Annotated in this window: 25 protein-coding genes; 19 read left to right on the top strand and 6 right to left on the bottom strand. The window is 63.8% G+C overall.

Going from position 1 to position 24015, the window contains the following annotated elements; genetic code table 11:
* Positions 1-90: 90 nt before the first annotated feature.
* The 6 genes from O3306_RS08795 to O3306_RS08770 all read left to right on the top strand — a co-directional run bounded on the left by O3306_RS08795 (position 91) and on the right by O3306_RS08770 (position 5205).
* Positions 91-426 carry an ArsR/SmtB family transcription factor gene (locus O3306_RS08795; protein WP_272005854.1) on the top strand — a complete coding sequence of 112 codons (336 nt, stop codon included), beginning with the start codon at positions 91-93 and terminating at the stop codon, positions 424-426.
* A 27-nt stretch (positions 427-453) separates the two neighbouring features.
* Complete coding sequence (locus O3306_RS08790; RefSeq protein ID WP_272005852.1) at positions 454-1509, top strand: YeeE/YedE family protein; 1056 nt, start codon at positions 454-456, stop codon at positions 1507-1509.
* Positions 1510-1606: 97 nt separating this feature from the next.
* A complete protein-coding gene (locus O3306_RS08785; RefSeq protein ID WP_272005848.1) occupies positions 1607-2707 on the top strand; it encodes a hypothetical protein in 1101 nt (366 codons plus the stop codon).
* Between the two features lie 100 nt (positions 2708-2807).
* Positions 2808-3206 (top strand): SxtJ family membrane protein, encoded by a 399-nt coding sequence (locus O3306_RS08780; protein ID WP_272005844.1) that lies wholly within the window; start codon positions 2808-2810, stop codon positions 3204-3206.
* Positions 3207-3215: 9 nt separating this feature from the next.
* On the top strand, positions 3216-3368 hold the full coding sequence (locus tag O3306_RS08775) for a DUF5989 family protein (protein WP_272005840.1): 153 nt from the start codon (positions 3216-3218) through the stop codon (positions 3366-3368).
* Between the two features lies 1 nt (position 3369).
* Complete coding sequence (locus O3306_RS08770; protein ID WP_272005838.1) at positions 3370-5205, top strand: carbamoyltransferase family protein; 1836 nt, start codon at positions 3370-3372, stop codon at positions 5203-5205.
* 24 nt (positions 5206-5229) lie between these two features.
* Here O3306_RS08770 and O3306_RS08765 read toward each other — a convergent pair whose 3' ends face one another.
* The 5 genes from O3306_RS08765 to O3306_RS08745 are packed head-to-tail and all read right to left on the bottom strand — an operon-like array spanning position 5230 to position 8760.
* Positions 5230-5718 (bottom strand): GNAT family N-acetyltransferase, encoded by a 489-nt coding sequence (locus O3306_RS08765; RefSeq protein ID WP_272005835.1) that lies wholly within the window; start codon positions 5716-5718, stop codon positions 5230-5232.
* The gene (locus O3306_RS08760; protein WP_272005832.1) at positions 5715-6731 is read right to left on the bottom strand and encodes an OmpA family protein; all 1017 of its coding nucleotides are present in this window, start codon (positions 6729-6731) and stop codon (positions 5715-5717) included. The genes O3306_RS08765 and O3306_RS08760 overlap by 4 nt, the downstream gene beginning before the upstream one ends.
* Positions 6715-7290: a peroxidase-related enzyme gene (locus O3306_RS08755; RefSeq protein ID WP_272005829.1), complete on the bottom strand. Its 576-nt coding sequence runs from the start codon at positions 7288-7290 to the stop codon at positions 6715-6717. Before O3306_RS08755 ends, O3306_RS08760 begins: the two co-directional genes overlap by 17 nt.
* Complete coding sequence (locus O3306_RS08750; protein WP_272005826.1) at positions 7287-8027, bottom strand: GNAT family N-acetyltransferase; 741 nt, start codon at positions 8025-8027, stop codon at positions 7287-7289. The genes O3306_RS08755 and O3306_RS08750 overlap by 4 nt, the downstream gene beginning before the upstream one ends.
* 13 nt (positions 8028-8040) lie before the next feature.
* On the bottom strand, positions 8041-8760 hold the full coding sequence (locus O3306_RS08745) for a competence/damage-inducible protein A (protein WP_272005824.1): 720 nt from the start codon (positions 8758-8760) through the stop codon (positions 8041-8043).
* 48 nt (positions 8761-8808) lie between these two features.
* On the opposite strand from O3306_RS08745, the gene sfsA reads away from it, so the two are divergent.
* Together sfsA and map are read left to right on the top strand one after the other, a co-directional pair.
* Positions 8809-9510, top strand: coding sequence for a DNA/RNA nuclease SfsA (gene sfsA / locus O3306_RS08740; protein WP_272005821.1), 702 nt, complete (start codon positions 8809-8811; stop codon positions 9508-9510).
* A gap of 122 nt (positions 9511-9632) precedes the next feature.
* Positions 9633-10445 carry a type I methionyl aminopeptidase gene (map, locus tag O3306_RS08735; protein WP_272005818.1) on the top strand — a complete coding sequence of 271 codons (813 nt, stop codon included), beginning with the start codon at positions 9633-9635 and terminating at the stop codon, positions 10443-10445.
* A 135-nt stretch (positions 10446-10580) separates the two neighbouring features.
* Here map and O3306_RS08730 read toward each other — a convergent pair whose 3' ends face one another.
* On the bottom strand, positions 10581-11777 hold the full coding sequence (locus O3306_RS08730) for an NAD(P)/FAD-dependent oxidoreductase (RefSeq protein ID WP_272005815.1): 1197 nt from the start codon (positions 11775-11777) through the stop codon (positions 10581-10583).
* A gap of 111 nt (positions 11778-11888) precedes the next feature.
* On the opposite strand from O3306_RS08730, the gene O3306_RS08725 reads away from it, so the two are divergent.
* The 11 genes from O3306_RS08725 to ftsZ all read left to right on the top strand — a co-directional run bounded on the left by O3306_RS08725 (position 11889) and on the right by ftsZ (position 23848).
* Entirely contained in the window at positions 11889-12413 is a 525-nt protein-coding gene (locus tag O3306_RS08725; RefSeq protein ID WP_272005812.1) for a peroxiredoxin-like family protein, read from the top strand.
* A gap of 110 nt (positions 12414-12523) precedes the next feature.
* Complete coding sequence (locus O3306_RS08720; protein WP_272005809.1) at positions 12524-13690, top strand: peptidoglycan glycosyltransferase FtsW; 1167 nt, start codon at positions 12524-12526, stop codon at positions 13688-13690.
* A gap of 42 nt (positions 13691-13732) precedes the next feature.
* Positions 13733-14836: a UDP-N-acetylglucosamine--N-acetylmuramyl-(pentapeptide) pyrophosphoryl-undecaprenol N-acetylglucosamine transferase gene (locus tag O3306_RS08715; protein ID WP_272005806.1), complete on the top strand. Its 1104-nt coding sequence runs from the start codon at positions 13733-13735 to the stop codon at positions 14834-14836.
* Between the two features lies 1 nt (position 14837).
* Positions 14838-16253 (top strand): UDP-N-acetylmuramate--L-alanine ligase, encoded by a 1416-nt coding sequence (murC, locus tag O3306_RS08710; protein ID WP_272005804.1) that lies wholly within the window; start codon positions 14838-14840, stop codon positions 16251-16253.
* 4 nt (positions 16254-16257) lie between these two features.
* Entirely contained in the window at positions 16258-16500 is a 243-nt protein-coding gene (locus tag O3306_RS08705; protein WP_272005802.1) for a DUF2484 family protein, read from the top strand.
* A gap of 158 nt (positions 16501-16658) precedes the next feature.
* A complete protein-coding gene (gene murB, locus O3306_RS08700) occupies positions 16659-17600 on the top strand; it encodes a UDP-N-acetylmuramate dehydrogenase (protein WP_272005799.1) in 942 nt (313 codons plus the stop codon).
* A gap of 47 nt (positions 17601-17647) precedes the next feature.
* Positions 17648-18568: a D-alanine--D-alanine ligase gene (locus tag O3306_RS08695; RefSeq protein ID WP_272005796.1), complete on the top strand. Its 921-nt coding sequence runs from the start codon at positions 17648-17650 to the stop codon at positions 18566-18568.
* On the top strand, positions 18556-19431 hold the full coding sequence (locus O3306_RS08690; protein ID WP_272005794.1) for a cell division protein FtsQ/DivIB: 876 nt from the start codon (positions 18556-18558) through the stop codon (positions 19429-19431). Before O3306_RS08695 ends, O3306_RS08690 begins: the two co-directional genes overlap by 13 nt.
* Positions 19428-20762: a cell division protein FtsA gene (gene ftsA / locus O3306_RS08685; RefSeq protein ID WP_272005791.1), complete on the top strand. Its 1335-nt coding sequence runs from the start codon at positions 19428-19430 to the stop codon at positions 20760-20762. Before O3306_RS08690 ends, ftsA begins: the two co-directional genes overlap by 4 nt.
* Positions 20763-20961: 199 nt before the next feature.
* Positions 20962-21660: a VPLPA-CTERM sorting domain-containing protein gene (locus O3306_RS08680; protein ID WP_272005788.1), complete on the top strand. Its 699-nt coding sequence runs from the start codon at positions 20962-20964 to the stop codon at positions 21658-21660.
* Positions 21661-22192: 532 nt separating this feature from the next.
* Positions 22193-23848, top strand: coding sequence for a cell division protein FtsZ (gene ftsZ / locus O3306_RS08675; protein WP_272005786.1), 1656 nt, complete (start codon positions 22193-22195; stop codon positions 23846-23848).
* Positions 23849-24015 lie beyond the last annotated feature (167 nt).

Genomic DNA, 24015 nt, shown 5'->3' with positions numbered 1-24015 from the left:
CAGTTCCGGAAAAACAAATATCAGAGATTTGCGCGATTCTGTTCGGATGCCTATCATCAGGTGGACGTTAGACCGACTGGAACTTCGATCATGAACCTGCCTGTCATTCGCGATGATCTCTCCGAGCCCGAGCTGGACCGGATGATGCGCAACGCCTGCGAGGCGTCCAATTTCCTCAAGGCGATCAGCCACGAGGGCCGGTTGATGATCCTGTGCCACCTTGCCACCGGCGAGAAATCCGTGACCGAGCTGGAAAGATTGCTCTCGGCCCGGCAGGCGGCGGTTTCGCAACAATTGTCGCGCCTGCGCAGCGAGGGGCTGGTGACACCGCGCCGCGAGGGCAAGGTGATCTATTACAGTCTGAAAGATCGCCGCGCGGTGCAAATTCTGGAGGTCGTCTACGACCTCTTTTGCAAGGACAGCTAGCGACGGGCCCGGAGGAGGGGCCAAGCCATGCTCGACAGCCTGCCTGACGCCTGGCTTGTGGCGCTTATCGGATTTGGCGGTGGTGTGCTGCTGGGGCTGGCGTCCCGGCTTGGGCGGTTCTGTACCCTCGGCGCGATCGAGGATTTTCTCTATCAGGGCAGCGATACCCGGCTGCGCATGTGGGGGCTGGCGATCGGCCTTGCCGGTGTGCTGTCCTTTCTTGCGGCGCTGCTGGGGCTGCTCGACCCGTCGCAAACCATCTACCACCTCGCCGCGTTTTCGCCGCTGGCGCATGTCGTCGGCGGGCTGCTTTTTGGTTATGGCATGTCGCTGGCGGGCAATTGCGGGCTGGGCGCGCTGGCACGCGCGGGGGGCGGTGACCTGCGGTCTTTCGTCATTGTGCTGGTGATGGGCATCGCGGCCTATGTGGCGCTTTCGGGGCCGCTGGCGCAGCTGCGCGTGGCGCTGGTCGACGCCACGACGCTGCACACCGGCGCGCGCAGTTATGCCGACCTGATCGCGCCGTCGGGTGGTGTCGCGGCCAACGCGGCAGGGCTGGCGATCTGTGCGGCATTCACGCTGGCGGCAATCTGGTCACGAGCGTTTCTGGCCGAGCGCGCGACGCTTTTCTGGGCCGCCGTCGTGGCGGTCGCGGTCGCCACGGGCTGGATCGGCACGCAATGGGTGGCCGATACCGGATTTGGCGCGCAGGCCGTTCTCAGCCACACCTTTACCGCTCCGCTGGGCGAAACCGTGCTGTTTGTCATGACCTCCAGCGGCGGCGGCATCAGTTTCGGCATCGGCTCGGTCGCGGGCGTGCTGGCGGGGGCTTTTGCCGGCAGCCTGATCAAGGGGCGTTTCCGCTGGGAAGCCTGCGAGGATCCGCGCGAGTTGAAGCGCCAGATCCTCGGCGCGGTCCTGATGGGGGGCGGAGCGGTCCTTGCGCTGGGCTGCACCATCGGACAGGGGATTTCGGCGATGTCGGTGCTGGCGCTGGGCGCGCCGCTGACACTGGGCGCGATCTTCATCGGCGCGATGATCGGCCTGCGACAGTTGATCGAGGGCTTTTCGTCGGCGTCGTAAAGATATTGACCGGCAATGGTGCGGGCGGGCTTGGCCTTGACGGCGCGCGGGCGGCGCGGCATCTTCCGCCCGGCCCACACAAGACGGATATCGATGAATGCACCCCTTCCTGCGGGCCGTAAAGACCACGGCGCTTGTCCTTCTGTCGATCTTCGTCGCGCTGCTGCTCTTTGTGGTGCTAGATGTCGCCTATACGCTGGCCACCGGACAGGACCAAAAGGCACTGCCCTATGACCGGCAGGCCGGGGGCTGGTACCAGTTGCGGCCGGAGTTTTCCGGGCATGACCAGTTCGGCGGGGCACAATACGCCGTCTACACCGATGCCGATGGCTACCGCGCCGGGCCCCCCGCCACCCGCGACAGCGGCCCGGCAACGACGCTCTTTCTTGGCGACAGTTTTACCTACGGGGTCAACGGGCCGTGGGACGAGATCTTTGTCGGGATGTACGCGCAGGCGGTGCCGGAACCGGTGATCAATGCGGGCGTATCCTCCTACTCGCCCACCGCATATTTGCATGTCTACCGCAAGGCGCTCCAGCAGGGGCGGCTCGCGCCGCAGCACCGCGTCGTTATCGGCCTTGATATCAGCGACGTGCAGGACGAGGCCGCGATCTGGACCGATGGACCCGAGACGCCGGTGCGCTATTCTCACCTTGAGAAATCCGCGCTCGATCTGTGGTTTGACCGCACTTTTCCGCACGGGCTGACGCTCTGGGGCATGGTCGAAAAGGGCCTCAAGACATTGAAGCGGCCAGAGGGCGGGGCGGGGGCCGACACGGTTGCCGGCGCGATGGCGGCCCTGGACCGTTCGGCCTTTACCTTTCGCGACTGGGACAAGCTGGATGCGCGTAGCTATGCGCCGCTGGGTGTCGCGGGCGGGCTGGCCCGGATCGAGGCCAAGCTGACCACGCTCAGCGAACTGGCGCGCCAGAACGGCGGAGAGGTCTGGCTGCTGGTCTATCCCTGGCCTGCGCAACTGGTGCATGACAGTACCCAACTGCACTGGCCCGACCACGTGCGCACCCTTTGCGCCCGGATCGCCTGCGCCGGGGTGGTCGATGCCTTTCCGGCCTTTGAGGCCGCACGCGCCGCCGGACCCGACTGGTACGAAACCCTCTTTCTGCAGGGGGATGTGCATTACTCCAAAGCTGGCAACGCGCTGATCCTCGAAGTTTTGCAGGAAACGCTCGATCGGTAACACGGCCACAGTTCCGGCATTGTGTGATTTCCAAGCTTTATCTTCGCGCCTGACCCGTTCTATAAGCGGCGCAAGGGCGATACAGGGGCATCGGTGCTGGATGGACAGTTCTAATATCGACGTCAAGATGGGGTCGGAACGCGGCTTTGCCTATGTATTCGCGGCCGTTTTCGCGATTATCGCGCTCTTCCCGCTATGGCATGGCAATGACATCCGCCTCTGGGCGCTGGCCGTGGCTGCGGTGATCTTAGCGATCGGGCTGATACGGCCGCAATGGTTGGCCGTGCCCAACAAGATCTGGTTCAAATTCGGTATGCTGCTGGGGGCCATTGTCGCCCCCATCGTCATGGCGCTGGTGTTCGTGGTGGTGATCACTCCCTTTGGTCTGGTGCGCCAGCGTCTGGGGCGTAATCCGCTGTCGCCGACGCCCGATCCGGCGGCCAAATCCTACTGGATCCCCCGCGAAACGCCGCTGCAATCCTTCAACCGTCAATTCTAGGGTCTGATCATGATTTCACTCATTTCCGAATTGTGGGCTTTCATGAGAGTGCGCAAGAAATTCTGGCTGCTGCCGATCCTCGTCGTGCTCGGACTCTTTGGCGTGTTGATCGTGCTGGCGCAGGGGTCTGCCATCGCGCCCTTCATCTACACGATCTTCTGATATGGCGCTGATCCTTGGCATTTCGGCGCTTTACCACGACAGTGCCGCAGCCCTTTTGCGCGACGGAGAGATCGTCGCCGCAGCACAGGAAGAACGCTTTACCCGGCGCAAGCACGATCCGCGCTTTCCCGAGCACGCGATTGCCTATGTTTTGGAAGAGGCGGGCGCGACATTCGATCAGGTGGATCACGTCGTCTTTTACGACAAGCCGCTGCTGAAATTCGAACGGCTGCTGGAGACATACATGGCCCGCGCCCCGCGCGGGTTTTCGTCCTTTCGCCTCGCGATGCCCGTTTGGCTGCGTGAAAAGCTGTTCCTGAAGGATTTTCTGCTCAAGGAATTTCGCAAGCAGCACAAGGGGTTCCGCCCCGATCAGTTGCAATTCAGCGAACATCACTACAGCCATGCCGCATCGGCCTTCTACCCGTCGCCCTTCGAGGAGGCGGTCGTGCTGACGCTGGACGGGGTCGGCGAATGGGCCACATCCTCGGTCGCCATCGGGCGCGGCAACACGCTGACAATCGAGAAGGAAATGCATTTCCCGCATTCCCTCGGTCTGCTCTATTCGGCGTTCACCTATTACACCGGGTTCAAGGTCAACAGCGGCGAATACAAGGTGATGGGGCTGGCCCCCTACGGCACGCCGAAATACCACGACCTGATCCTCGACAAGGTGATCGACCTGAAGGAAGACGGCTCTTTTCGCCTCGACCAGCAGTATTTCAACTACGCCACCGGCCTGACGATGACCAACCACCGGTTCGCCGCCCTTTTCGGCGAGCCCGTGCGCCAGCCCGAGAGCGAGGACCTGACCCAGTTCCACATGGATATCGCCGCCTCGATCCAGAGCGTGACCGAAGAGGTCGTAATGCGCCTGACACGCGCGCTCGCGGCGGAATACGGCATACCCAATCTCTGCCTTGCAGGTGGTGTTGCGCTGAACTGTGTGGCCAACGGCAAGGTGCATCGCGACGGTGCGTTTGAAAACATCTGGATTCAGCCGGCGTCGGGCGATGCGGGCGGCGCGCTGGGCGCGGCGCAGGCAATGTGGCATCACGAACTGGGCCAGCCGCGGACAGTGCAAAAACGCGATGCCATGAAAGGCTCGTATCTCGGCCCCGCCTTTGACCAGACCCAGATCGAGACGGCGCTGAAATCTTGCGGCGCGGTCTACGAGGTGGCCGATTATGACGGCATGATCGCCGCCGCTGCCGATTGCCTGGCAGAGGAAGGCGCGGTTGGCTGGTTCCAGGGCCGGATGGAGTTCGGCCCGCGCGCGCTGGGCGGGCGGTCGATCCTCGGCGATCCGCGCTCGGACAAGACGCAGAAACTGCTCAACCTCAAGGTCAAGTATCGCGAGAGCTTCCGCCCCTTCGCCCCGTCCGTTCTGGCGGAAAATGTTTCGGACTGGTTCCAGCATGAGGGTGACAGCCCCTATATGCTGCTGGTCGCCGATGTGGTCGAGGAAAAGCGCGTCGCGATGACCGAGGCGCAGCAGGCGCTCTTTGGCATCGACAAGCTGAACGTCAAACGCTCGGAAGTGCCTGCGATTACCCATGTGGATTATTCCGCGCGGCTCCAGACGGTGCACAAGGATACGAACCCGGCCTATCACGATGTGATTTCGGCCTTTGCCGTGCGCACCGGTTGCCCGATGGTGGTGAACACCTCGTTCAACGTGCGCGGCGAGCCGATCGTCTGTACGCCCGAGGACGCGTTTCACTGCTTCATGGGCACCGAGATGGACATGCTGGTGATCGGAAATTGCGTGCTGCGCAAACCCGACCAGCCCGAGGCGCTGAAAACCGATTACAAGAACCGCTACGAGCTGGACTGACACGCCCCGACGCTTGGGCAAATGCTAGTTTTCCTGCGGGATTTCAGGCGCAGGCAGCGCCAGCGTGAGGAGGGGCAGTTCGCGGCCGGGGATCGACCCGGACGGTTTGCTGCCCGCCGGGACCGCACCCATATGGCGATAGAACGGCGCCGCATTGGGATCGGCCACGATGCTCAGCATCCGCGCCCCGCGCGCCGTCGCCGTGCGGACAGCCCAGTCAAACAGGAGCCGCCCGATGCCGCGCCCCAAGGCCGGTGTATCGATATAAAGCGTCTCAAGCGCGGCCGCAGCTCCGTCGCAACTGAGCTGCGCGACACCAAGAATGCGCACGCCATCGCAGGCCAGAAAGCAATCATCGGCCGCCAGATCGGCGGGGGTCATCGTCAGTTCCGACACGCAGGCCTGCATGAAGGCTGCGTCATAGCCCCAATGCGCCTTGGAGCGCAGCATCAGGGCCGAGATTTCTGGCAACTCGTCGGGGCGCGGCGCGCGAAGTGTGACTTCGGCGCTCATTCGCTGTTCAGCAACACGGCTTCGACCCGGCGGTTGGCTTCGCGGCCTTCGGGCGTAAGGTTCGGCGCAACCGGCGAGAGATAGCCCATCCCCTGCGCATCGAGCTGTGCGCGCGGCACGCCATAGGCCGTGACCAGGCGTTCAAGCACGGAGGTCGCACGGCGCTGCGACAGCGCGATGTTGGTCTCCAGATTGCCAACCGCATCGGTATGACCAACCAGCACGATGCGCCGCGTGGGATCGGATTTGAGAAAGGCCGCGAGCGCTTCGACCGTGGCGAAAGGGCCGGTGCCGAGGGCGGAGGAGCCGGTCTCGAACTCCAGGTCATGCAGGATCACATGGCCCTGGCTGACCAACGCGCTGGCAATCGGCGGGATGGTGGTTTCGTTCCCGGTGCCCGCATCCGGGCTGGCCGGTGTTGCCGAGGCTTCGCCGGCGCCGGGCCGTGCGACCGGACGGGCGTTGGGATTCGGTGATACTGTGGGCGGGGAACTGGCATCGCTGCCAACATGGGTGATCTGGACATAGGCGGTGCTGGACGAGCGACTGACAAGCAGCGACACATATTCCGGCCCCTGCGGCCCCGCCGCGCGCGCGGACATGAACCGGTAGTCGAAAAGATCAACGAACATGTCCGGCGCGGGCAGCACCTTGGTGCCGAACCGGAAATCGAACCCGCCGCAGGCCTGACCGGCGCAGCGCAGCAACACGTCATATCCCGCCGCCTCCAACTGCGCGGCGAGTGGCCGCAGAACCTGCAACGTCGTGATGCCATCCACATCAATCCGCCACGCCTGTTGCACGACACGGCCCGACACTTCGAGCACCGGCATCGATCCGTCGGCCCAGGGGCCGATGGGCAGCTGGTAGGTGTCAGGATCGTGTACCACCTCGCGCGACAGCGTGCCATTGCCGGGCAGTTCCAGCTTCAGCGCGTGGGCCGGGGACAGGGACAGGACACTGCAGAGGCATGCCAGCGCGGCCGGCAGCCAGCGCCTAACGTGCACTGCCATGATATTCCGGATTCGGCTCCATTCCCGTTGCACTTGCCACGCGGTTCGACATGTTGAAAAAGCCCGTCACATTGGCGATGTCCCAGATGTCACGATCGCTGAAGCCTGCCGCCCGCAATGCCGCGCGATCTGCCTCGACCACATGCGCGCTTTGGGTCGTGACCTTCTCGGCGAAGGTCAGCATTGCGGTCTGGCGTTCATCGAGCGGCGCCGCCCGCCAGTTCATCACCATTGCCTCGCCCAGTGCCGGATCGCCGGACAGCTGCCGTACCGCGGCACCATGCGCGACCTGGCAATACCAGCAGCGGTTGATCGAGCTGACGACAACGGCGATCATCTCGCGCTCCAGCTTGCTCAACCCGCTATCGGCCAGCATCAGCTCATTGTAGAGCCCGGTAAAGGCGTTGAGCTTGTCGATATCGAAGGCATGCGCCTTGAGCACGTTGGGGATCATCCCGAGCTTTTCGTCGCAGATATCGAAATATTTCTGCGTGGCCTCGGGCAGCGGATCGACCATCGGTAGATCGAGGGCAGTCGGGCTCTTGGGCTGGGTGGTCATGGGGCAGAGGCTCCTGTCGGATGCTGGCGGTAATGGTAATGTCCCACAAGCGACATGCCGAGGGAAGTGTAGAGCGTATTGGCGCCGGTGTTGGCCGCCGTGCAGACAACGGACAGCTCGGTGGCACCGTGCCCGGCGGCCCAATGGGCGGCATGGGTCATCAGGTGGCGGCCGACGCCCCGTTTGCGGTGGCGTGGCAGCACTTCGAGCGCGTGCACCATCGCCGTGCCGTCATGGATCGCGGCAAAGCCGGTGGCCGCAGGGCGGTTGTCGTCGCGCCCGAAAAGAGCGGTCTTCGGCCCCTTGGCGCGGCGCATCACGTCGATACGCGCGGGCCCGATGCCCCCCGCCTGCCAGATGTCGAGCTGGATCGCCATTGGTTCCCATATGTCAAAGGACGCGGTGCGCGGCGGCTTGGTGCCGGTGAGGCTTTCCACCGGGCAGGCATAGATATTCACCGGATCGACGACGGTGTAGTTGGCCTGTGCGAGCATCTTATCCAGAGCGTCCTGCTCTGGGCGGACCATGAACCGCGGCACTTCGCCGAAGCTGCGCATCGCGTCTTCGGCGGCGGGCAGATCTTCGGCGCTTGCGGGCGCCCGCGCGGTGGCCGCACTCACCCGCTTGCCGCCGCCGCGCCCGTCGCGAATGGTCCAGGGGCCCAGCGTGCTTTGGGCAAAGGCGGGCCAGGTGTGTTCTATCACGTCAAAGAGGTGGTCCGTGTCCGGCTGGCGCATCATTTGCGTCCTCTCATTCGGCCAGCGCGGCAAGATCGGCCAGCGCGGCTTCGACCATGGCGGCGTCCTGCCCCCGGATCACGATATTGGTGCCATAGGCGCCGTCCCGCTGGAACGGGTAGGACCCGAAGCTGAGTGCCGGATAACGCGCCGCAAGCTCGGTCAGCGGGGCGGCCACATCGCCCTCGCCGCGATGGATCGTCAGGCTGCGCGAAGTCAGCGGCGTACCACCGGTGAGCGTCGGCAGAACGGACGCCACCATGGCCTCGAAGATCGACGGCACGCCGGCCATCACATAAACGTTGTGCAGGATGAACCCCGGCGCGGCGCTGATCGGGTTCTCGATCAGTGCGGCCCCCTCGGGGATGCGCGCCATGCGCAGCCGGGCCGCGTTCATTTCCAATCCACTACGGTCGTAATGCGCCTGAAGGATCGCACGCGCGTCTTCGCGCACGTCGATCGCCACGCCAAAGGCGGCGGCGATGTTATCGGCGGTGATATCGTCATGGGTCGGCCCGATCCCGCCCGAGGTGAAGACGTAAGTATAGGCCTCGCTCAGCGCGCGCACGGCGCTCTGGATCGCGTCCGGCACATCGCCGACGACGCGCATCTCGCGCAGGTCGATGCCCGCCTCGGTCAATTTCCCGGCCAGGAAATGCATGTTGGCATCGCGCGTGCGGCCCGACAGGATTTCGTCGCCGATGACCAGCATTGCGGCGGTGGGGTTGGACATCGCTCGGCCTCCTTGATTGGTGTGTCTCTCTCGTATAGGCCCGCGCCCATGCGGTTTCAAACCCCACTTCAACCTGCGGTGCTGCTGCGCCGCTACAAACGCTTTCTGGCTGACATCCGGCTGGAAGACGGGCGCGAGGTCACGGCGCATTGCGCCAATCCCGGCTCGATGATGGGGCTGGCAGAGCCGGGCACCCGCATCTGGGTCGAGCCGAATGACGACCCGAAGAAAAAGCTGAAATATGGCTGGCGTCTGGTAGAGCATGGCGGCGGACATTTCACCGGTGTCGACACCAGCGTGCCAAACCGGGCGCTGAAAGAGGCGCTGAACGCGTGCGCGGTGCCGCAACTGGCGGCCTATGAAACTGTTCTGCCCGAACAGAAATACGGGCAGGGGAGCCGGATTGATTTCCTGTTGCGCCAGCCGGGGTTGCCGGATGCCTATGTCGAGGTCAAATCGGTCACTCTTTCGCGCAGGCCGGGGCTGGCGGAGTTCCCCGACAGCGTGACGGCGCGCGGGCGCAAACATCTGGAGGAACTGGCGCTGATCGCAGCGCGCGGCCAGCGGGCCGTGATACTGTTTCTGGTGCAGCGCACCGATTGCAGCACGGTCACTTTGGCGGCGGATATCGACCCGGCCTATGCGGCGGCCTTTGACGCGGCACGCGCCGCCGGGGTCGAGGTTCTGTGCCTCGGGTGCCGGATCAGCCCCGAACGGATCACGCTCGCGGGATCTCTGGACTTCATTTGATGCGAAAACACCAAGCCCGGCACGGAGCGTCGTCACGCCGCGGTTTTCAATGCGCGGCGGCACTGGAATGTCGTGCAGCACTGGCCTAAAAAGGGCAAAACGGACAAGGCAAGAGGCGCAAAGTGTACGATCAACATCGCGGACGAGTGACACGTGACGGAATACGCATCCACGAGGACGCGGATTTTGCCGGAATGCACGCAGCGGGCGCCCTGGCTGCTCAAATCCTGGATGATGTGATCCCGTTGGTGGTGCCGGGCCAGACCACCGGGGCAATCGACGCGGCGATCGAAGAGATGGTGAACGCGGCGGGCGCGACATCGGCCACCATCGGTTACAAGGGCTACCGTCACGCCAGTTGCATCAGCGTCAATCACGTGGTTTGCCACGGCATTCCCGGCGACAAGCTGCTGAAAGACGGGGATATCCTCAATATCGACGTGACCGTGATCGTGGATGGCTGGTTCGGCGATACCAGCCGGATGTATGTGGCCGGCAAGCTGAGCCGCAAGGCCGAGCGCCTGATACAGGTCACCCATGACGCGCTGATGAAGGGGATCGAGGCGGTCGAGCCCGGCAAAACCTTTGGCGATATCGGCCACGCCATTCAGGCCTATGTCGAAGCGCACCGCATGTCGGTGGTGCGTGATTTCTGCGGTCACGGCCTGGGCCGGGTGTTTCACGCGCCGCCCAACGTGCTGCATTACGGGCGCGCCGGATCCGGTGCGGTGCTGGAAGAGGGCATGTTCTTTACCATCGAGCCGATGGTCAACCTGGGCCGCCCCGAAACCAAGGTGCTGGGCGATGACTGGACGGCGGTGACGCGTGACAAGTCGCTGAGCGCGCAGTTCGAACATTCGGTGGGCGTGACCGCGACAGGTGCGGAAATCTTCACGCTGTCGCCCGGCGGGCTGTTTCACCCGACCTACGCCTGAGGCCGGTCGCTCCGCGCGAGGCGCGTCGGCTGCAAGGGATTGCGCCGCGCAGAGCGCGTCGCCGGGGGCGGCCCTGCGGGCCGCTGTTTTTCGTGCCAATGGCGCAGATATTTCGGGCCAGAATGTGCGGGGTTATCAGTCGGTTCGGGCTGTTTGGGTGATCGCGCGCCCGGCAGCGGCGCCGGAGGCCCAGGCCCACTGGAAATTGTACCCGCCCAACCAGCCGGTTACGTCCAGCGCCTCGCCAATGGCGTAGAGGCCGGGCACGTCGCGTGCTTCCAGCGTGCGGGCCTGCAGCGCGTCGGTGTCGATGCCGCCCAGCGTGACCTCGGCGGTGCGGTAACCTTCGGTGCCCGAGGGCGTCAGGCGCCAGTCGCGCAGCATATCGCAAAGTGCCCCCAGCGCCGCGTCGCTCTGATCGGCAAGGTTGCCCGCCAGGTCCAACCCGGTCAGCTCAGGCAGGGCCGCGACCAGACGCGCGGGCATGTGGCGGGCCAGTTCGGTGCTCAGCAGATGGCGGCCCGACTGCGCACGCTGGGTCCGCAAGGCATCATAGAGCGCCCCGCCGGGATCGAGATCGAGCGCAATCGGCGCGCCCTCGCGCCAATAGGAAGAGATCTGCAACATCGCGGGCCCCGACAGGCCGCGATGGGTGAACAGCAGCGCCTCGTCGAATTGCCCGGTACCAGCCGTGGCGCGCACCGGCAGCGACAGGCCCGACAGGGCAGAGAACCGGCCATCGGTAAAGGTGAAAGGCACCAGCGCGGCCCGCGTCTCTGTCAGGGCAAGGCCGAATTGGCGGGCGATGTCATAGGCCAGCCCGGTTGCCCCCATCTTGGGGATGGATTTGCCCCCCGTGGCCAGCACGAGGTTGCGCGCATGGATCTCGTGCCGCGTGCCGTCACGCTCCAGCGTTGCGGTGAAACGGCTGCCGTCATGGCCGATCTCCACGACGCTGGTTTGCAGCCAGAGCGCGGCCCCGGCGCGCTCCATCTCGGCGCGCAGCATGGCGACGATCTGTTTCGCCGAGTCGTCGCAGAACAGCTGCCCCAGAGTCTTTTCATGCCAGGCGATGCCATGGGCCTCGACCAGCGCGATGAAATCCCATTGACTATAGCGGCTGAGCGCGGATTTGCAGAAATGCGGGTTCTGCGACAGGAAATTTTCCGGCCCGCTGTAAAGATTGGTGAAATTGCACCGCCCGCCACCGGAAATGCGAATTTTCTCTCCGGGCGCGCGGGCGTGATCGATCACCAGCGTGCGCCCGCCGGCATGGGCCGCGCACATCATGCCGGCCGCACCGGCGCCAAGGATCAGGGTATCGAGTTGCATGCGACGCCACTGCCGCAATGCGGGCGTGCGGTCAAGTTGTCGTGAGCGGGTTTGTTGTCAGCCCGCGCGGGATTAGGTTCCATGCTCAACAGAACGCGCAAGGAGCAGGATATGAAAACGCTGGACGCCGGCATGGCTTTTCCGAAACAGACCATTCCGCAGTTGGGAGGTGGCGAACTGACGCTTGGCACGCCGCAGGGCGGACGCGATTGGCAGATGGTGGTGATCTATCGCGGCCTGCACTGTCCGATCTGCAAGAAGTACCTGACAGGGCTCGAAAAACTGCTGCCGCGTTTCCACGACAATGGTATCGATGTCGTCGCGGCCTCTGGCGATCCCGAGGCCAAGGCGCAGGCGATGGCAGAGGAACTGGGCCTGACGGTCCCTGTGGGGTATGATCTGAGCATCGCGCAGATGCGTGACCTTGGCCTCTACATCTCGGATCCGCGCAGCCCGCAGGAAACCGACCGCCCGTTTCCCGAGCCGGGCGTTTTCGTGATCAATGCCGAGGGCAAGCTGCACATCGTCGATGTCTCCAACGCACCGTTCTCGCGGCCCGATCTGGAAGGGTTGGCCGGCGGGCTGGAGTTCATCCGGGGCAATGAATACCCCATCCGCGGCACCCATCAGGGCTGATCACACCGGGGCGCGCGTCAGAGCGCGCTTCCCTCAATCGCCGCTTCCTGCTACGTTGATACACAGACTCCGAAAAGGGGCGTGTATTGAGGCAGTAAGCGGCGGTTGTCATGACGGAAATGGTCTATGGGGCGGTGCCTGTTCGCGATGTCGAGCCGGTTTTGCCGAAATGGTGGCGGACGATCGACAAATGGTCGATCTCCTGTGTGCTCATCCTGTTCGGGATCGGCCTGCTTCTGGGCTTTGCCGCTTCGCCGCCACTGGCGGAAAAAAACGGCTTCGCGCCATTTCACTATGTGCAGCGGCAGGCGTTCTTTGGCGGCGTGGCGATGCTGGCGATGCTGTTTACCTCGATGCTGAGCCCGATGCTGGTGCGGCGTCTGGCAGTGATCGGCTTTCTGATCGCCCTTGTGGCACTGGCGCTGCTGCCGGTGCTGGGCACTGATTTCGGCAAGGGCGCCGTGCGCTGGTACAGCCTCGGCTTTGCCTCTTTCCAACCTTCGGAATTCCTCAAACCCGGCTTCGTGGTTGCCGCGGCCTGGATGATTGCCGCCAGCCGCGAGATCAACGGCCCGCCCGGCCTAAGCTGGTCGTTCCTGATGGCGCTGATGATCGTCGGGCTGCTGGCGCTGCAGCCGGATTTCGGGCAGGCGTCGCTGGTGCTGTTTTCCTGGGGTGTCATGTATTTCGTGGCGGGTGCGCCGATCATGCTGTTGCTGGCGATGGCAGGCGGGGTCATCGTTGTAGGCCAGTTTGCCTATGCCAATTCAGAGCATTTCGCGCGCCGGATCGACGGGTTCCTCAGCCCTGATGTCGATCCCACGACGCAACTGGGTTTTGCCACCAACGCAATCCGCGAGGGCGGGTTTTTCGGCGTCGGTGTCGGCGAGGGTGAGGTGAAGTGGTCACTGCCCGATGCGCATACCGATTTCATCATCGCCGTGGCCGCCGAGGAATACGGGCTGATCCTCGTGCTGGTCATCATCTCGCTCTACACGCTGGTGGTGGTGCGCTCGCTCATGCGGCTGATGCGCGAACGTGATCCGTTCATCCGTCTGGCGGGCACCGGATTGGTTGCTGCCTTCGGCGTGCAGGCGATGATCAACATGGGCGTCGCCGTGCGTTTGCTGCCCGCCAAGGGCATGACATTGCCCTTTGTCAGCTACGGCGGATCTTCGCTCATTGCGGGTGGCCTTGCGCTCGGCATGCTTTTCGCCTTTACCCGCACCCGTCCGCAGGGTGAGATCGGTGATCTCCTGCGGGGCAGGATAAGATGACAGGGCGCATGGTGGGGTGATACCCATCTGTTGAGGGTAGCGATGAGTGAGCGGAAACCACTTCTGTTGATGGCAGCAGGCGGAACGGGGGGGCACATGTTCCCCGCGCAGTCTTTGGCCGAGGTCATGCTGCGCCGCGGCTGGCGGGTCAAGCTGAGCACCGACGCGCGCGGCGCGCGCTACACCGGCGGCTTTCCGCATACGGTCGAGATCGAACAGATCAGCAGCGCGACATTTTCCCGTGGCGGGGTGCTGGCCAAGCTGGCGGCCCCATTCCGGATTGCGTTCGGCGTCGTCGGGGCTGTGTTTCGCATGCTGCGCGACAAGCCCGACGTGGTGATCGGTTTCGGCGGCTATCCCACGATCCCGGCGCTCAGTGCCGCGTTGCTGCTGCGCCGTCCGCGTATGCTGCACGAGCAGAACGGCGTTCTGGGGCGGGTCAACCGGGCCTTTGCCAAGCGGGTGGATCTGGTCGCCTGCGGCACCTGGCCCACGGAATTGCCCGAGGGTGTCGAGGCCGAGCATGTCGGAAACCCGGTGCGCGCCGCAATCCTTGATCGCGCGGGCGCGGGCTATATCCCGCCCGGCGACTACCCGATGTCGATCCTCGTCATCGGCGGCAGTCAGGGCGCGCGCATCCTCAGCGATCTGGTGCCGCCCGCGATTGCCGCCCTGCCGATGGAGATGCTGCGCAACATCCGCGTCAGTCATCAGGCACGCGGCGAGGATCAGGTCCGCGTCGCCACCTATTATGCCGAAAATGGCATCGATGCGGATGTCGAGCCGTTCTTTCGCGATGTCCCGCGCCGGATGAGCGAGGCGCAGTTGGTGATCAGCCGCGCTGGCGCGTCCTCGATCGCCGATATCAGCGTGATCGGTCGGCCCGCGATCGTGATCCCGCTGGCAATCGCCGTGGGCGACCACCAGACCGCCAATGCCCGCCACCTGACAGAGGCCGGTGGCGCCATCCTGATCCCCGAGACAGCGCTGACCCCGGACGCGCTGAGCGCCCAGATTGAAAACGTCCTCAGCCACCCCGAGGGGGCGGCGCAGATGTCCCGGGCGGCCATGAGCTGCGCCATGCCGGACGCATCGACCCGCTTGGCCGACCTGGTTGAGACCCTCGCAGACAAAGGCAAGACCTGACATGAACGCAACAGCCACGAAACTGCCCGGCGATGTCGGCCCCATCCATTTCGTCGGCATTGGCGGCATCGGCATGTCCGGCATCGCCGAGGTCCTGCTGAACCACGGTTACGTTGTTCAGGGCAGCGACCTCAAGCGCACACCGCTGACAGATCGTCTGGCCGAGAAGGGCGCGCTCATATTCGAAGGCCAAAGGGCCGAGAACATCACCGACGCCGAGGTTGTCGTCATCTCGTCGGCGATCAAGCCGGGCAATGCCGAGCTTGATGCCGCGCGCGCCCGTGGCCTGCCCATCGTGCGCCGGGCCGAGATGCTGGCCGAGCTGATGCGCCTGAAATCCAACGTCGCCGTGGCGGGTACTCACGGCAAGACGACCACGACCACGATGGTCGCGGCCCTGTTGGATCACGGCAAGTTCGATCCCACCGTGATCAATGGTGGCATCATCCATGCCTACGGCTCCAACGCGCGGGTGGGGCAGGGCGAATGGATGGTGGTCGAGGCCGACGAGAGCGACGGCACGTTTAACCGGCTGCCCGCAACCATCGCCATCGTGACCAATATCGACCCCGAACACATGGAACACTGGGGCACCGAAGAGGCGCTGCATCAGGGCTTTCTCGATTTCGTGTCCAACATCCCGTTCTACGGCCTCGCGGTCTGCTGCACCGATGACCCGGATGTGCAGACGCTGGTGGGCCGCATCACTGATCGCCGCGTCGTCACCTACGGCTTCAACAAGCAGGCCGATGTGCGCGCGGTCAACCTGCACTACAAGGGCGGGCAGGCCTATTTCGACGTGCAGTTTCAGGCGGAAGGCACGGCGATCGAGAATTGCATGCTGCCGATGCCCGGCGATCACAATGTCAGCAACGCCCTCAGCGCCATCGCCGTCGCCAGCTTTCTGGGTATGCCGGGCGACGAGATCCGCGCAGCACTGGCCGCGTTCGGCGGGGTCAACCGGCGCTTTACCCGCGTCGGCGAGGTGAACGGCGTCACCATTATCGACGATTACGGCCACCACCCGACCGAGATCGCCGCCGTGCTCAAGGCCGCGCGCCACGCCATCGGGCCGGACGATGGCGGCCGCATCATCGCCGTGCACCAGCCGCACCGCTACACCCGGCTGAGCCACCATTTCGAGGATTTCTGCGCCTGCTTCAATGAGGCCGACGTGGTCGCCATCGCACCGGTCTACGCTGCGGGCGAGGACCCGATCGAAGGCGCCAGCCGCGATGATCTGGTGGCAGGGCTGATCCGCCACGGCCACCGCCACGCCCGCGCGCTGCGCGACGAGGACGATCTGCTGCGCCTGGTGCGCGAACAGGCGGGGCCGGGCGATCTGGTCGTCTGCCTCGGGGCCGGTACGATCAGTGCCTGGGCCAATGCGCTCCCCGACCGACTGAAGGAAGGATGAGCCGATGCCGCTGTCTTTGATCCTCGCCTGCATCTGGGCGCTGGTGGCCAATGTGCTGGCAATGCGCCCCAGCCGGGACAAACACTGGCGGCTGGCCTATGGCCTGATAGCGCTTGCCATCCCGATCCTCGGCTATGTCACATGGCAGGTCGGCCCGCTGGCTGGCCTCATCTGCCTTATCGCCGCCATGTCAATGCTGCGCTGGCCGATGGTCTATCTCTGGCGCTGGGTGCGCAGGCAGGGCTGAGCGGGCAGGGTGCAAACCTCCGCAGATCTGGTGCCAGTGTTGTCGCGCCTGCCATGCGCAATGCTGTCGGGGCCCGCAGCGGCCAACGATGACAACCGATTTCCCAAACCAGAGAGTTGCACCTTGCCGAGCTGCACGCGAAACCGTACCTCATGCCCATGACTCAGCTTCCCACCCCACGCGGCAAACTCACACCCGATCGCCCGCTTGCAGACCTCACATGGTTGCGCGTCGGCGGCCCTGCGGACTGGCTGTTCCAGCCCGCGGACGAGGACGATCTGGCCGCCTTCCTGCGCGCGCTCGATCCCGCGATCCCGGTCTTTCCGATGGGGGTGGGCAGCAACCTCATCGTGCGCGACGGGGGCTTGCGCGCGGTGGTGATCCGGCTGGGGCGGGGGTTCAACACTATCGAAACCGACGGCGATCATGTGACCGCCGGGGCAGCCGCACTTGATGCGCATGTGGCCAAACGCGCGGCGCAGGCAGGCATCGACCTGACATTCCTGCGCACCATACCGGGCGCCATCGGTGGCGCGGTGCGGATGAACGCGGGCTGCTACGGCACCTACACGGCAGATGCCTTCGTGTCGGCGCGCGCGGTGACGCGGGCGGGCGAGGTGGTGACGCTCACCGCTGATGACCTCGATTTCCGCTACCGCCAGACCGACCTGCCGGAAGGGTGGGTGATCACCCAGGCGGTGCTGCGCGGGCCGATGGGCGACCCGGCGGCGCTTGAAGCGCGGATGACCGAGCAGCTGGCAAAACGCGACGAAACCCAGCCGACCAAGGACCGCACCGCAGGCAGCACGTTCCGAAATCCGGCGGGTTTCAGCAGCACGGGGCAGGCCGACGACACCCATGATCTCAAGGCATGGAAGGTGATCGATGACGCCGGTCTGCGCGGCGCGCGGCGCGGCGGCGCGCAGATGAGCGAGAAACATCCGAACTTCCTCATCAACACCGGAGGCGCCACCGCCGCCGATCTGGAAGGCTTGGGCGAGGATGTGCGAAAAAAGGTTTTTCAAAACAGCGCAATCCAGCTAGAGTGGGAAATCATGAGGGTCGGTGAACCGGCCCCACCAGAGGGCGACACGCCCTGAGCAGAAAAAACAGGGTCGATAACGGCCCGGGACATTGAGGCACCAAGGTGGTTCGTTCGAGCAGAACACCCCCGAAAGTTGCGGTTTTATTGGGCGGCCCGTCATCAGAGCATGACGTTTCGCTGTCGACTGGGCGCGAATGCGCCGCCGCACTGCGGGACGAAGGTTATGACGTGGTCGAGCTGCTGGCTGACCGCGATTTGGCCGTTCGGCTGGCCGATCTGAAACCCGACGTCGTCTTCAACGCGCTGCATGGCCGTTGGGGTGAGGACGGTTGCGTTCAGGGCCTGCTGGAATGGATGCAGATCCCCTATACTCATTCCGGCGTTCTGGCCTCGGCCCTTGCGATGGACAAACAGGCGACCAAAGCCGCCTACCGCGCCGCCGGCCTGCCCGTGGCCGACAGCCTGCTGGCCCCGCGTGACGAGGTCCGCCGCCGCCACGTGATGGACCCGCCCTATGTGGTCAAGCCCAACAACGAAGGCTCTTCTGTCGGCGTCTATATCGTCCACGAGGCCGCCAACAGTCCGCCGCAACTGGGCGATGACATGCCGGACGAGGTGATGGTCGAGAGCTATGCGCCGGGCCGCGAACTGACCACCACGGTTGTCGGTGATCGCGCGCTGACCGTCACCGACATCATCACCGATGGCTGGTACGACTATTCCGCAAAATACGAGGTGGGCGGCTCGCGCCACGAAGTGCCCGCTAATATCCCGACCGAAATTTTCGAACTGTGCATGGAGTACGCCCTGCGCGCGCACCGGGCGCTGGGATGCCGGGGCGTCAGCCGGACCGATTTCCGCTGGGACGAGGCGCGCGGTGCGGCGGGCCTGATCCTGCTTGAGACGAACACCCAGCCCGGCATGACCCCGACATCGCTCAGCCCCGAACAGGCGCAGGCGGCTGGCATGTCTTTTGGTGCGCTCTGTCGCTGGATGGTGGAGGACGCTTCATGTCAGAGATGAACAGGCGCGCCGATCCAGCTCCATCGCGATGGTCCTACCGGGTGCACCGCATCATGCTGACACCGCTTTACCGGCGGCTTTTGCGTGTGGGCATACCCTTCAGCGTCTGTTTTCTGGCCGCGGCCAGCTACCTGTCGCAGGCTGATGTGCAGGAAAGCATCTGGCTGACCATCTCCGACCTGCGCAACCAGATTGAATCGCGTCCGGAGTTCACGGTCAGGCTACTTTCGGTCGAAGGCGCCAGCCCCGGTGTGGCCGAGGCGATCCACGACAGCTTCCCGTATCGTTTGCCCGCCAGTTCCTTTGACATGGAGCTTGACGATGTACGCCGCGCCGTCGAGGCGCTGCCCGCGGTTTCCGCCGCCGCCGTGCGCCTGCGTCAGGGCGGTGTGCTTGAGGTGCAGGTGCAAGAGCGCCAGCCCGCCGCACTTCTGCGCACCCGCGAGGGGCTGAAGGTCATCGATGTCGGTGGGGTTGTCATCGACACTGCCCCGTCACGCGCAGCCCGGCCCGATCTGCTGGTGCTGACCGGCGAGGGCGCGGCCGCACATGTGGCCGAGGCGCTCGAGATCAAGCGCGCGGCCGGGCCGCTGCAACTTCGCCTGCGCGGTCTCGTGCGGATGGGCGAACGGCGCTGGGACGTGGTGCTGGACCGCGAGCAGCGCATCCTGCTGCCCGAACAAAACCCGGTCCGCGCGTTGGAGCGCGTGATCGTGTTGAACGAAAGCCAGGAAATGCTGGAGCGCGATATCGCGGCGGTGGACATGCGCCTTGCCGCGCGGCCGACGCTGAGAATGAGGGAACGTGCCGTTGAAGGTTGGTGGCACGTGCGAAACATGGGTGTGGGGACAGAAGAGCAATGATTGAACTATACGAATCCCAACGCGCAATGCGCAACATGCGCCGGGCTGCCATGCAACGCGGTGTCGTGGCGGTGCTGGATGTGGGCACCTCCAAGATTGCCTGCCTCGTGCTGCGCTTTGACGGCACCGATGGTGTGACCGAGACCGACGGCGTCGGCGCAATGGCCGGGCAGGCGGGGTTCCGCGTGATTGGCGCCGCCACCACCCGCTCGCGCGGGGTCCGCTTTGGCGAGATCGAAGCGATGCAGGAAACCGAGCGCGCCATTCGCACCGCCGTGCAGGCCGCACAGAAGATGGCCAACATTCGCGTCGATCACGTGATCGCCTGTTTCTCCGGCGCTCAGCCGCGCAGCTACGGGCTGGCCGGGCAGGTGGAGCTTGAAGGGCATATCGTGACCGAACAGGACGTGAGCCGCGTGCTCAGCGCCTGTGACCTGCCCGATATCGGCAGCGGCCGCGAAGTGCTGCACGCCCAGCCGGTGAATTTCGCGCTCGACCATCGCTCGGGCCTGATCGACCCGCGCGGCCAGATGGGCCAGACGCTGGCCACAGACATGCACATGCTGACCGTGGACAGCATCGCGATCCAGAACCTTGCCTACTGCGTCAAACGCTGCGATCTGGAACTCGCCGGGGTAGCGTCCTCGGCCTATGTCAGCGGCATCTCGTCGCTGGTGGAGGACGAACAGGAACTGGGCGCGGCCTGCATCGATCTGGGGGGCGGCACGTCCGGCATTTCGATCTTCATCAAGAAACACATGATCTATGCGGACTCCGTGCGCATGGGCGGCGATCACGTCACCGGCGACATCTCGATGGGGCTTCAGGTGCCCACCTCCGTCGCCGAGCGGATCAAGACCTTTTATGGCGGCGTCGTCGCCACCGGCATGGATGACCGCGAAATGATCGAGATCGGCGGCGATACCGGCGACTGGGATCATGACCGACGCACCGTCAGCCGCGCCGAACTGATCGGCATCATGCGCCCCCGGGTCGAGGAGATACTGGAGGAAGTGCGCGCGCGCCTCGATGCTGCCGGGTTCGACTGCCTGCCCAGCCAGCAGATCGTGCTGACCGGCGGCGGTAGCCAAATCCCCGGCCTTGACGGGCTCGCCAGCCGCATTCTGGGCCAACAGGTGCGCCTGGGACGGCCCTTGCGCGTGCACGGGTTGCCGCAGGCCGCGACCGGCGCGGGCTTTGCCAGCTCAGTGGGCATGTGCCTCTTTGCGGCCAATCCGCAGGACGAATGGTGGGACTTCGAACTGCCGGTCGACCGTTATCCGGCACGCTCGCTGAAACGGGCGGTCAAATGGTTCCGAGACAACTGGTGATTGTCGCCCATTTGGGGGCAAACGTTTCCAGCTCTCGCTACTGTTGACGGATCTTCTCCAGTTAACAAGCTTTTCGGCTTTTTTATTGACCCGTTGGTGTTGATACGTCAGGTCATCAGGACTGGCGAAATGCCAAGAATTACACGGGCAATATATAGAATTGGAAACTTTGATGCACCTACGAGTAAAACGAGGGCCATTGAACCGGATCGCCGCCGCAGTTATCGTGCTCGCGGGAACTGTAAGCGGAGCATCCGCTGGTAGTGTGGATCTATTCGATCTTGCGGGCAATTTCGATCAGAGCAGTTTTGGATCTAACGGCGGTTCAACGCAGTATGCGCAGACTGTTATTGCTGATGGAGACTTTTGGTCGGATTTGTCCGTCAGATTGACGAACCTCCCCGGGAATGTGGGCGGTACTTTCAGCCTTGATATCTATGGGGTTCGTAATGCCAGTCTTCCCGGTACAGGCTGGGCACCTGATGCCAACAACCAGCTTTTCACGACAATCCTCACCCACACCGGAACGGGGCTTGAGGCATTCACTGTCGCGCCGAATCTGAATGTGACATCCGGTGCCGGCTATGTATTTGTCCTGAATACATTCTTGGGGAATGGTGCCGGTAGCCTTGGCACACTGGACAATACAACCGTTCGCGCAACCGACTTCAACGGTCCGACGGATCATTATCTGGGCGGAGAATTCCTGTATTCCAATGATGGTCGCGCAATTACGAATTCCAGCACTTGGTTTTCTCGTTTCGGCTACAATGAAGACTTGGCGTTTCAGGCGAACTTCGGCACTGCGACCCCCGTGCCGCTGCCCGCAAGCCTTCCGTTGCTGCTGGCCGGTCTTGGCGGTCTTGGCTTCCTGTCGCGGCGCAAGAAAGCGTCCTGATCTGACTTGACGATACATTAGGCCTCGGCCCGCCGCAGTTTGCCCTGTTTCGGCTCACTTGTTGTTGGCAAAGGCAAGCGCGCCCCGAAGGTGCGAGATCATCTGGCGCCGGTTGACATGGGTCAATCCGGCGCCTGAATTTTTGACACATCCCACAATGCGAATACCTTCGCAAAGTTGCGTGACTTCATCTGCGAATGAGGTTATGACGTTGGTATTCGGCAAGTGGCCCGCAAGAGGCCAGACAGCGCTGAAAGCCAGGGTCGAGCAGGACCTCGGACATTGATCGTGAGTATTTTGCAGCGTGCCGCGGTGGCGTGCGCGCCCTACTTCCTGTTGTGGATCGGTTCCGGTAATCCACAAGATTTGTCGAAATCGGCGAAATATCGCGGAATCAAACGAAAAACCTCGTACATTTTGTGTCTTTTCCGCGTTTTTTTTCGTGACGATTGCGCTGCTTGTGGGTAATAATGCCGGATATAGGCAGGAAAATGGCCCGAAACTGCGGGCGCAACATCAGGCGGACAGAGCAATGACATTGAACCTTACAATGCCGGGTCACGAAGACCTGAAACCCCGGATCACCGTCTTTGGTGTCGGCGGCGCAGGCGGCAACGCGGTCAACAACATGATCGAAAAAGAGCTGGACGGGGTCGATTTCGTCGTTGCCAACACCGACGCGCAGGCGCTGCAACAGAGCAATGCCGAAAGCCGGGTGCAGCTTGGTGTGAAAGTGACCGAAGGTCTGGGCGCCGGTGCGCGCGCCTCGGTCGGGGCCGCTGCTGCCGAAGAAAGCATTGAACAGATCGTCGATCATCTGGCCGGCGCGCATATGTGCTTCATCACCGCCGGTATGGGCGGGGGCACCGGCACCGGTGCCGCACCGATCATCGCGCAAGCCGCGCGTGAGCTGGGCGTGCTGACCGTCGGCGTCGTGACCAAGCCCTTCCAGTTCGAAGGCGCAAAGCGGATGAGACAGGCCGAGGACGGCGTTGATGCGCTGCAAAAGGTCGTCGATACGCTGATCATCATTCCCAACCAGAACCTGTTCCGGCTGGCGAATGAGAAAACCACATTTACCGAAGCCTTCTCGATGGCTGACGATGTGCTCTACCAAGGTGTGAAGGGTGTGACCGATCTGATGGTCCGTCCCGGCCTGATCAACCTCGACTTTGCCGATGTTCGCGCCGTGATGGACGAAATGGGCAAGGCGATGATGGGCACCGGCGAGGACAGCGGCGAAGATCGTGCGATCCAGGCCGCCGAAAAGGCCATTGCCAACCCGCTGCTGGACGAAATCAGCCTGCGCGGTGCCAAGGGCGTTCTGATCAACATCACCGGCGGGCACGACCTGACCCTGTTCGAACTGGACGAAGCCGCCAACCGCATCCGCGAAGAGGTGGACTCGGAAGCCAATATCATCGTTGGCTCCACGCTTGACCCGTCGATGGAAGGCTCGATCCGCGTCAGCGTCGTCGCCACCGGCATCGACGCCAGCGAGATCCTTACCGACATCCCCGTGCCGCGCCGGTCGCTGGCCGAACCGCTGCGCCAGAATGTCAGCGCCGAAGAGCATCAGGCACCTCGCGAAGAGAGCTTTGAAGAAACACTCGAGGCTGACATCGCCGCAAGCGTCGAAGAAAACGAAGAGCCATCGCTGTTCTCGCAGGTGGAGGCCGAACGGGCCGCCGCTGCCGAGCAGATGGAAGATATCTTCGAGCCTCTGAACGCAGGCCACGATGCTCCGGTGCGCACAACGCACGCCCCGCGCGAGCAAGCCGACGACCTGCCGCCACCGGCCTACACCCAGCCCGCAGCAGCTCAGGCGCAGCATCACGAGGAAGAGCTTGACGCCTATGTTGCTCCGCGCGCCCCGGCCGCAGGCACCCCGTCGCCCGAGGCGATGGCACGGTTGCAAGCCGCCGTTGGCAACGTCGCACCGCGCGGTGGCCAGCAGCAACAGCAACAGTCGCAGCCGCAGCGCGCGCCGGAACCCCAAGCAGAGCGCCCGCGCTTCGGCATCAATTCGCTGCTCAACCGCATGACCGGCCACAGTCAGGAAGCCGATGCACCGCGCCCGGCACGCCAACAACCCTCACTGCAGGCGCAGCCCGCCCGCACCGACCCCGAGGAAGAGCGTGACGAGCAGATCGAAATTCCTGCCTTCCTGCGCCGTCAGGCAAACTGACGTAGGGGCATCAACTGTTACCTCTGGAATAGGGCCGCCTTGGGCGGTCCTTTTTCATTTCAGGCTTGCGGCAGCGCGGTGATCAACTATCTGGAAACGCATGGGTTTTCGGAACTCGGCAAGAAGCCGCCGAAGCGGATGGCACACATGTTTCAGTCGGTTGCAAA

It is taken from the genome of Roseovarius sp. ZX-A-9 (assembly GCF_028369135.1).
GTDB lineage: Bacteria > Pseudomonadota > Alphaproteobacteria > Rhodobacterales > Rhodobacteraceae > Roseovarius.
This window is presented reverse-complemented; position numbering and strand designations above follow the sequence as displayed.

Coding starts and splice junctions, on each gene's coding strand:
- O3306_RS08795 (WP_272005854.1), top strand. CDS start 91: ATGAACCTGCCTGTCATTCGCGATGATCTCTCCGAGCCCGAGCTGGAC.
- O3306_RS08790 (WP_272005852.1), top strand. CDS start 454: ATGCTCGACAGCCTGCCTGACGCCTGGCTTGTGGCGCTTATCGGATTT.
- O3306_RS08785 (WP_272005848.1), top strand. CDS start 1,607: ATGCACCCCTTCCTGCGGGCCGTAAAGACCACGGCGCTTGTCCTTCTG.
- O3306_RS08780 (WP_272005844.1), top strand. CDS start 2,808: ATGGACAGTTCTAATATCGACGTCAAGATGGGGTCGGAACGCGGCTTT.
- O3306_RS08775 (WP_272005840.1), top strand. CDS start 3,216: ATGATTTCACTCATTTCCGAATTGTGGGCTTTCATGAGAGTGCGCAAG.
- O3306_RS08770 (WP_272005838.1), top strand. CDS start 3,370: ATGGCGCTGATCCTTGGCATTTCGGCGCTTTACCACGACAGTGCCGCA.
- O3306_RS08765 (WP_272005835.1), bottom strand. CDS start 5,718: ATGAGCGCCGAAGTCACACTTCGCGCGCCGCGCCCCGACGAGTTGCCA.
- O3306_RS08760 (WP_272005832.1), bottom strand. CDS start 6,731: ATGGCAGTGCACGTTAGGCGCTGGCTGCCGGCCGCGCTGGCATGCCTC.
- O3306_RS08755 (WP_272005829.1), bottom strand. CDS start 7,290: ATGACCACCCAGCCCAAGAGCCCGACTGCCCTCGATCTACCGATGGTC.
- O3306_RS08750 (WP_272005826.1), bottom strand. CDS start 8,027: ATGCGCCAGCCGGACACGGACCACCTCTTTGACGTGATAGAACACACC.
- O3306_RS08745 (WP_272005824.1), bottom strand. CDS start 8,760: ATGTCCAACCCCACCGCCGCAATGCTGGTCATCGGCGACGAAATCCTG.
- sfsA (WP_272005821.1), top strand. CDS start 8,809: ATGCGGTTTCAAACCCCACTTCAACCTGCGGTGCTGCTGCGCCGCTAC.
- O3306_RS08730 (WP_272005815.1), bottom strand. CDS start 11,777: ATGCAACTCGATACCCTGATCCTTGGCGCCGGTGCGGCCGGCATGATG.
- O3306_RS08725 (WP_272005812.1), top strand. CDS start 11,889: ATGAAAACGCTGGACGCCGGCATGGCTTTTCCGAAACAGACCATTCCG.
- O3306_RS08720 (WP_272005809.1), top strand. CDS start 12,524: ATGACGGAAATGGTCTATGGGGCGGTGCCTGTTCGCGATGTCGAGCCG.
- O3306_RS08715 (WP_272005806.1), top strand. CDS start 13,733: ATGAGTGAGCGGAAACCACTTCTGTTGATGGCAGCAGGCGGAACGGGG.
- murC (WP_272005804.1), top strand. CDS start 14,838: ATGAACGCAACAGCCACGAAACTGCCCGGCGATGTCGGCCCCATCCAT.
- O3306_RS08705 (WP_272005802.1), top strand. CDS start 16,258: ATGCCGCTGTCTTTGATCCTCGCCTGCATCTGGGCGCTGGTGGCCAAT.
- murB (WP_272005799.1), top strand. CDS start 16,659: ATGACTCAGCTTCCCACCCCACGCGGCAAACTCACACCCGATCGCCCG.
- O3306_RS08690 (WP_272005794.1), top strand. CDS start 18,556: ATGTCAGAGATGAACAGGCGCGCCGATCCAGCTCCATCGCGATGGTCC.
- ftsA (WP_272005791.1), top strand. CDS start 19,428: ATGATTGAACTATACGAATCCCAACGCGCAATGCGCAACATGCGCCGG.
- ftsZ (WP_272005786.1), top strand. CDS start 22,193: ATGACATTGAACCTTACAATGCCGGGTCACGAAGACCTGAAACCCCGG.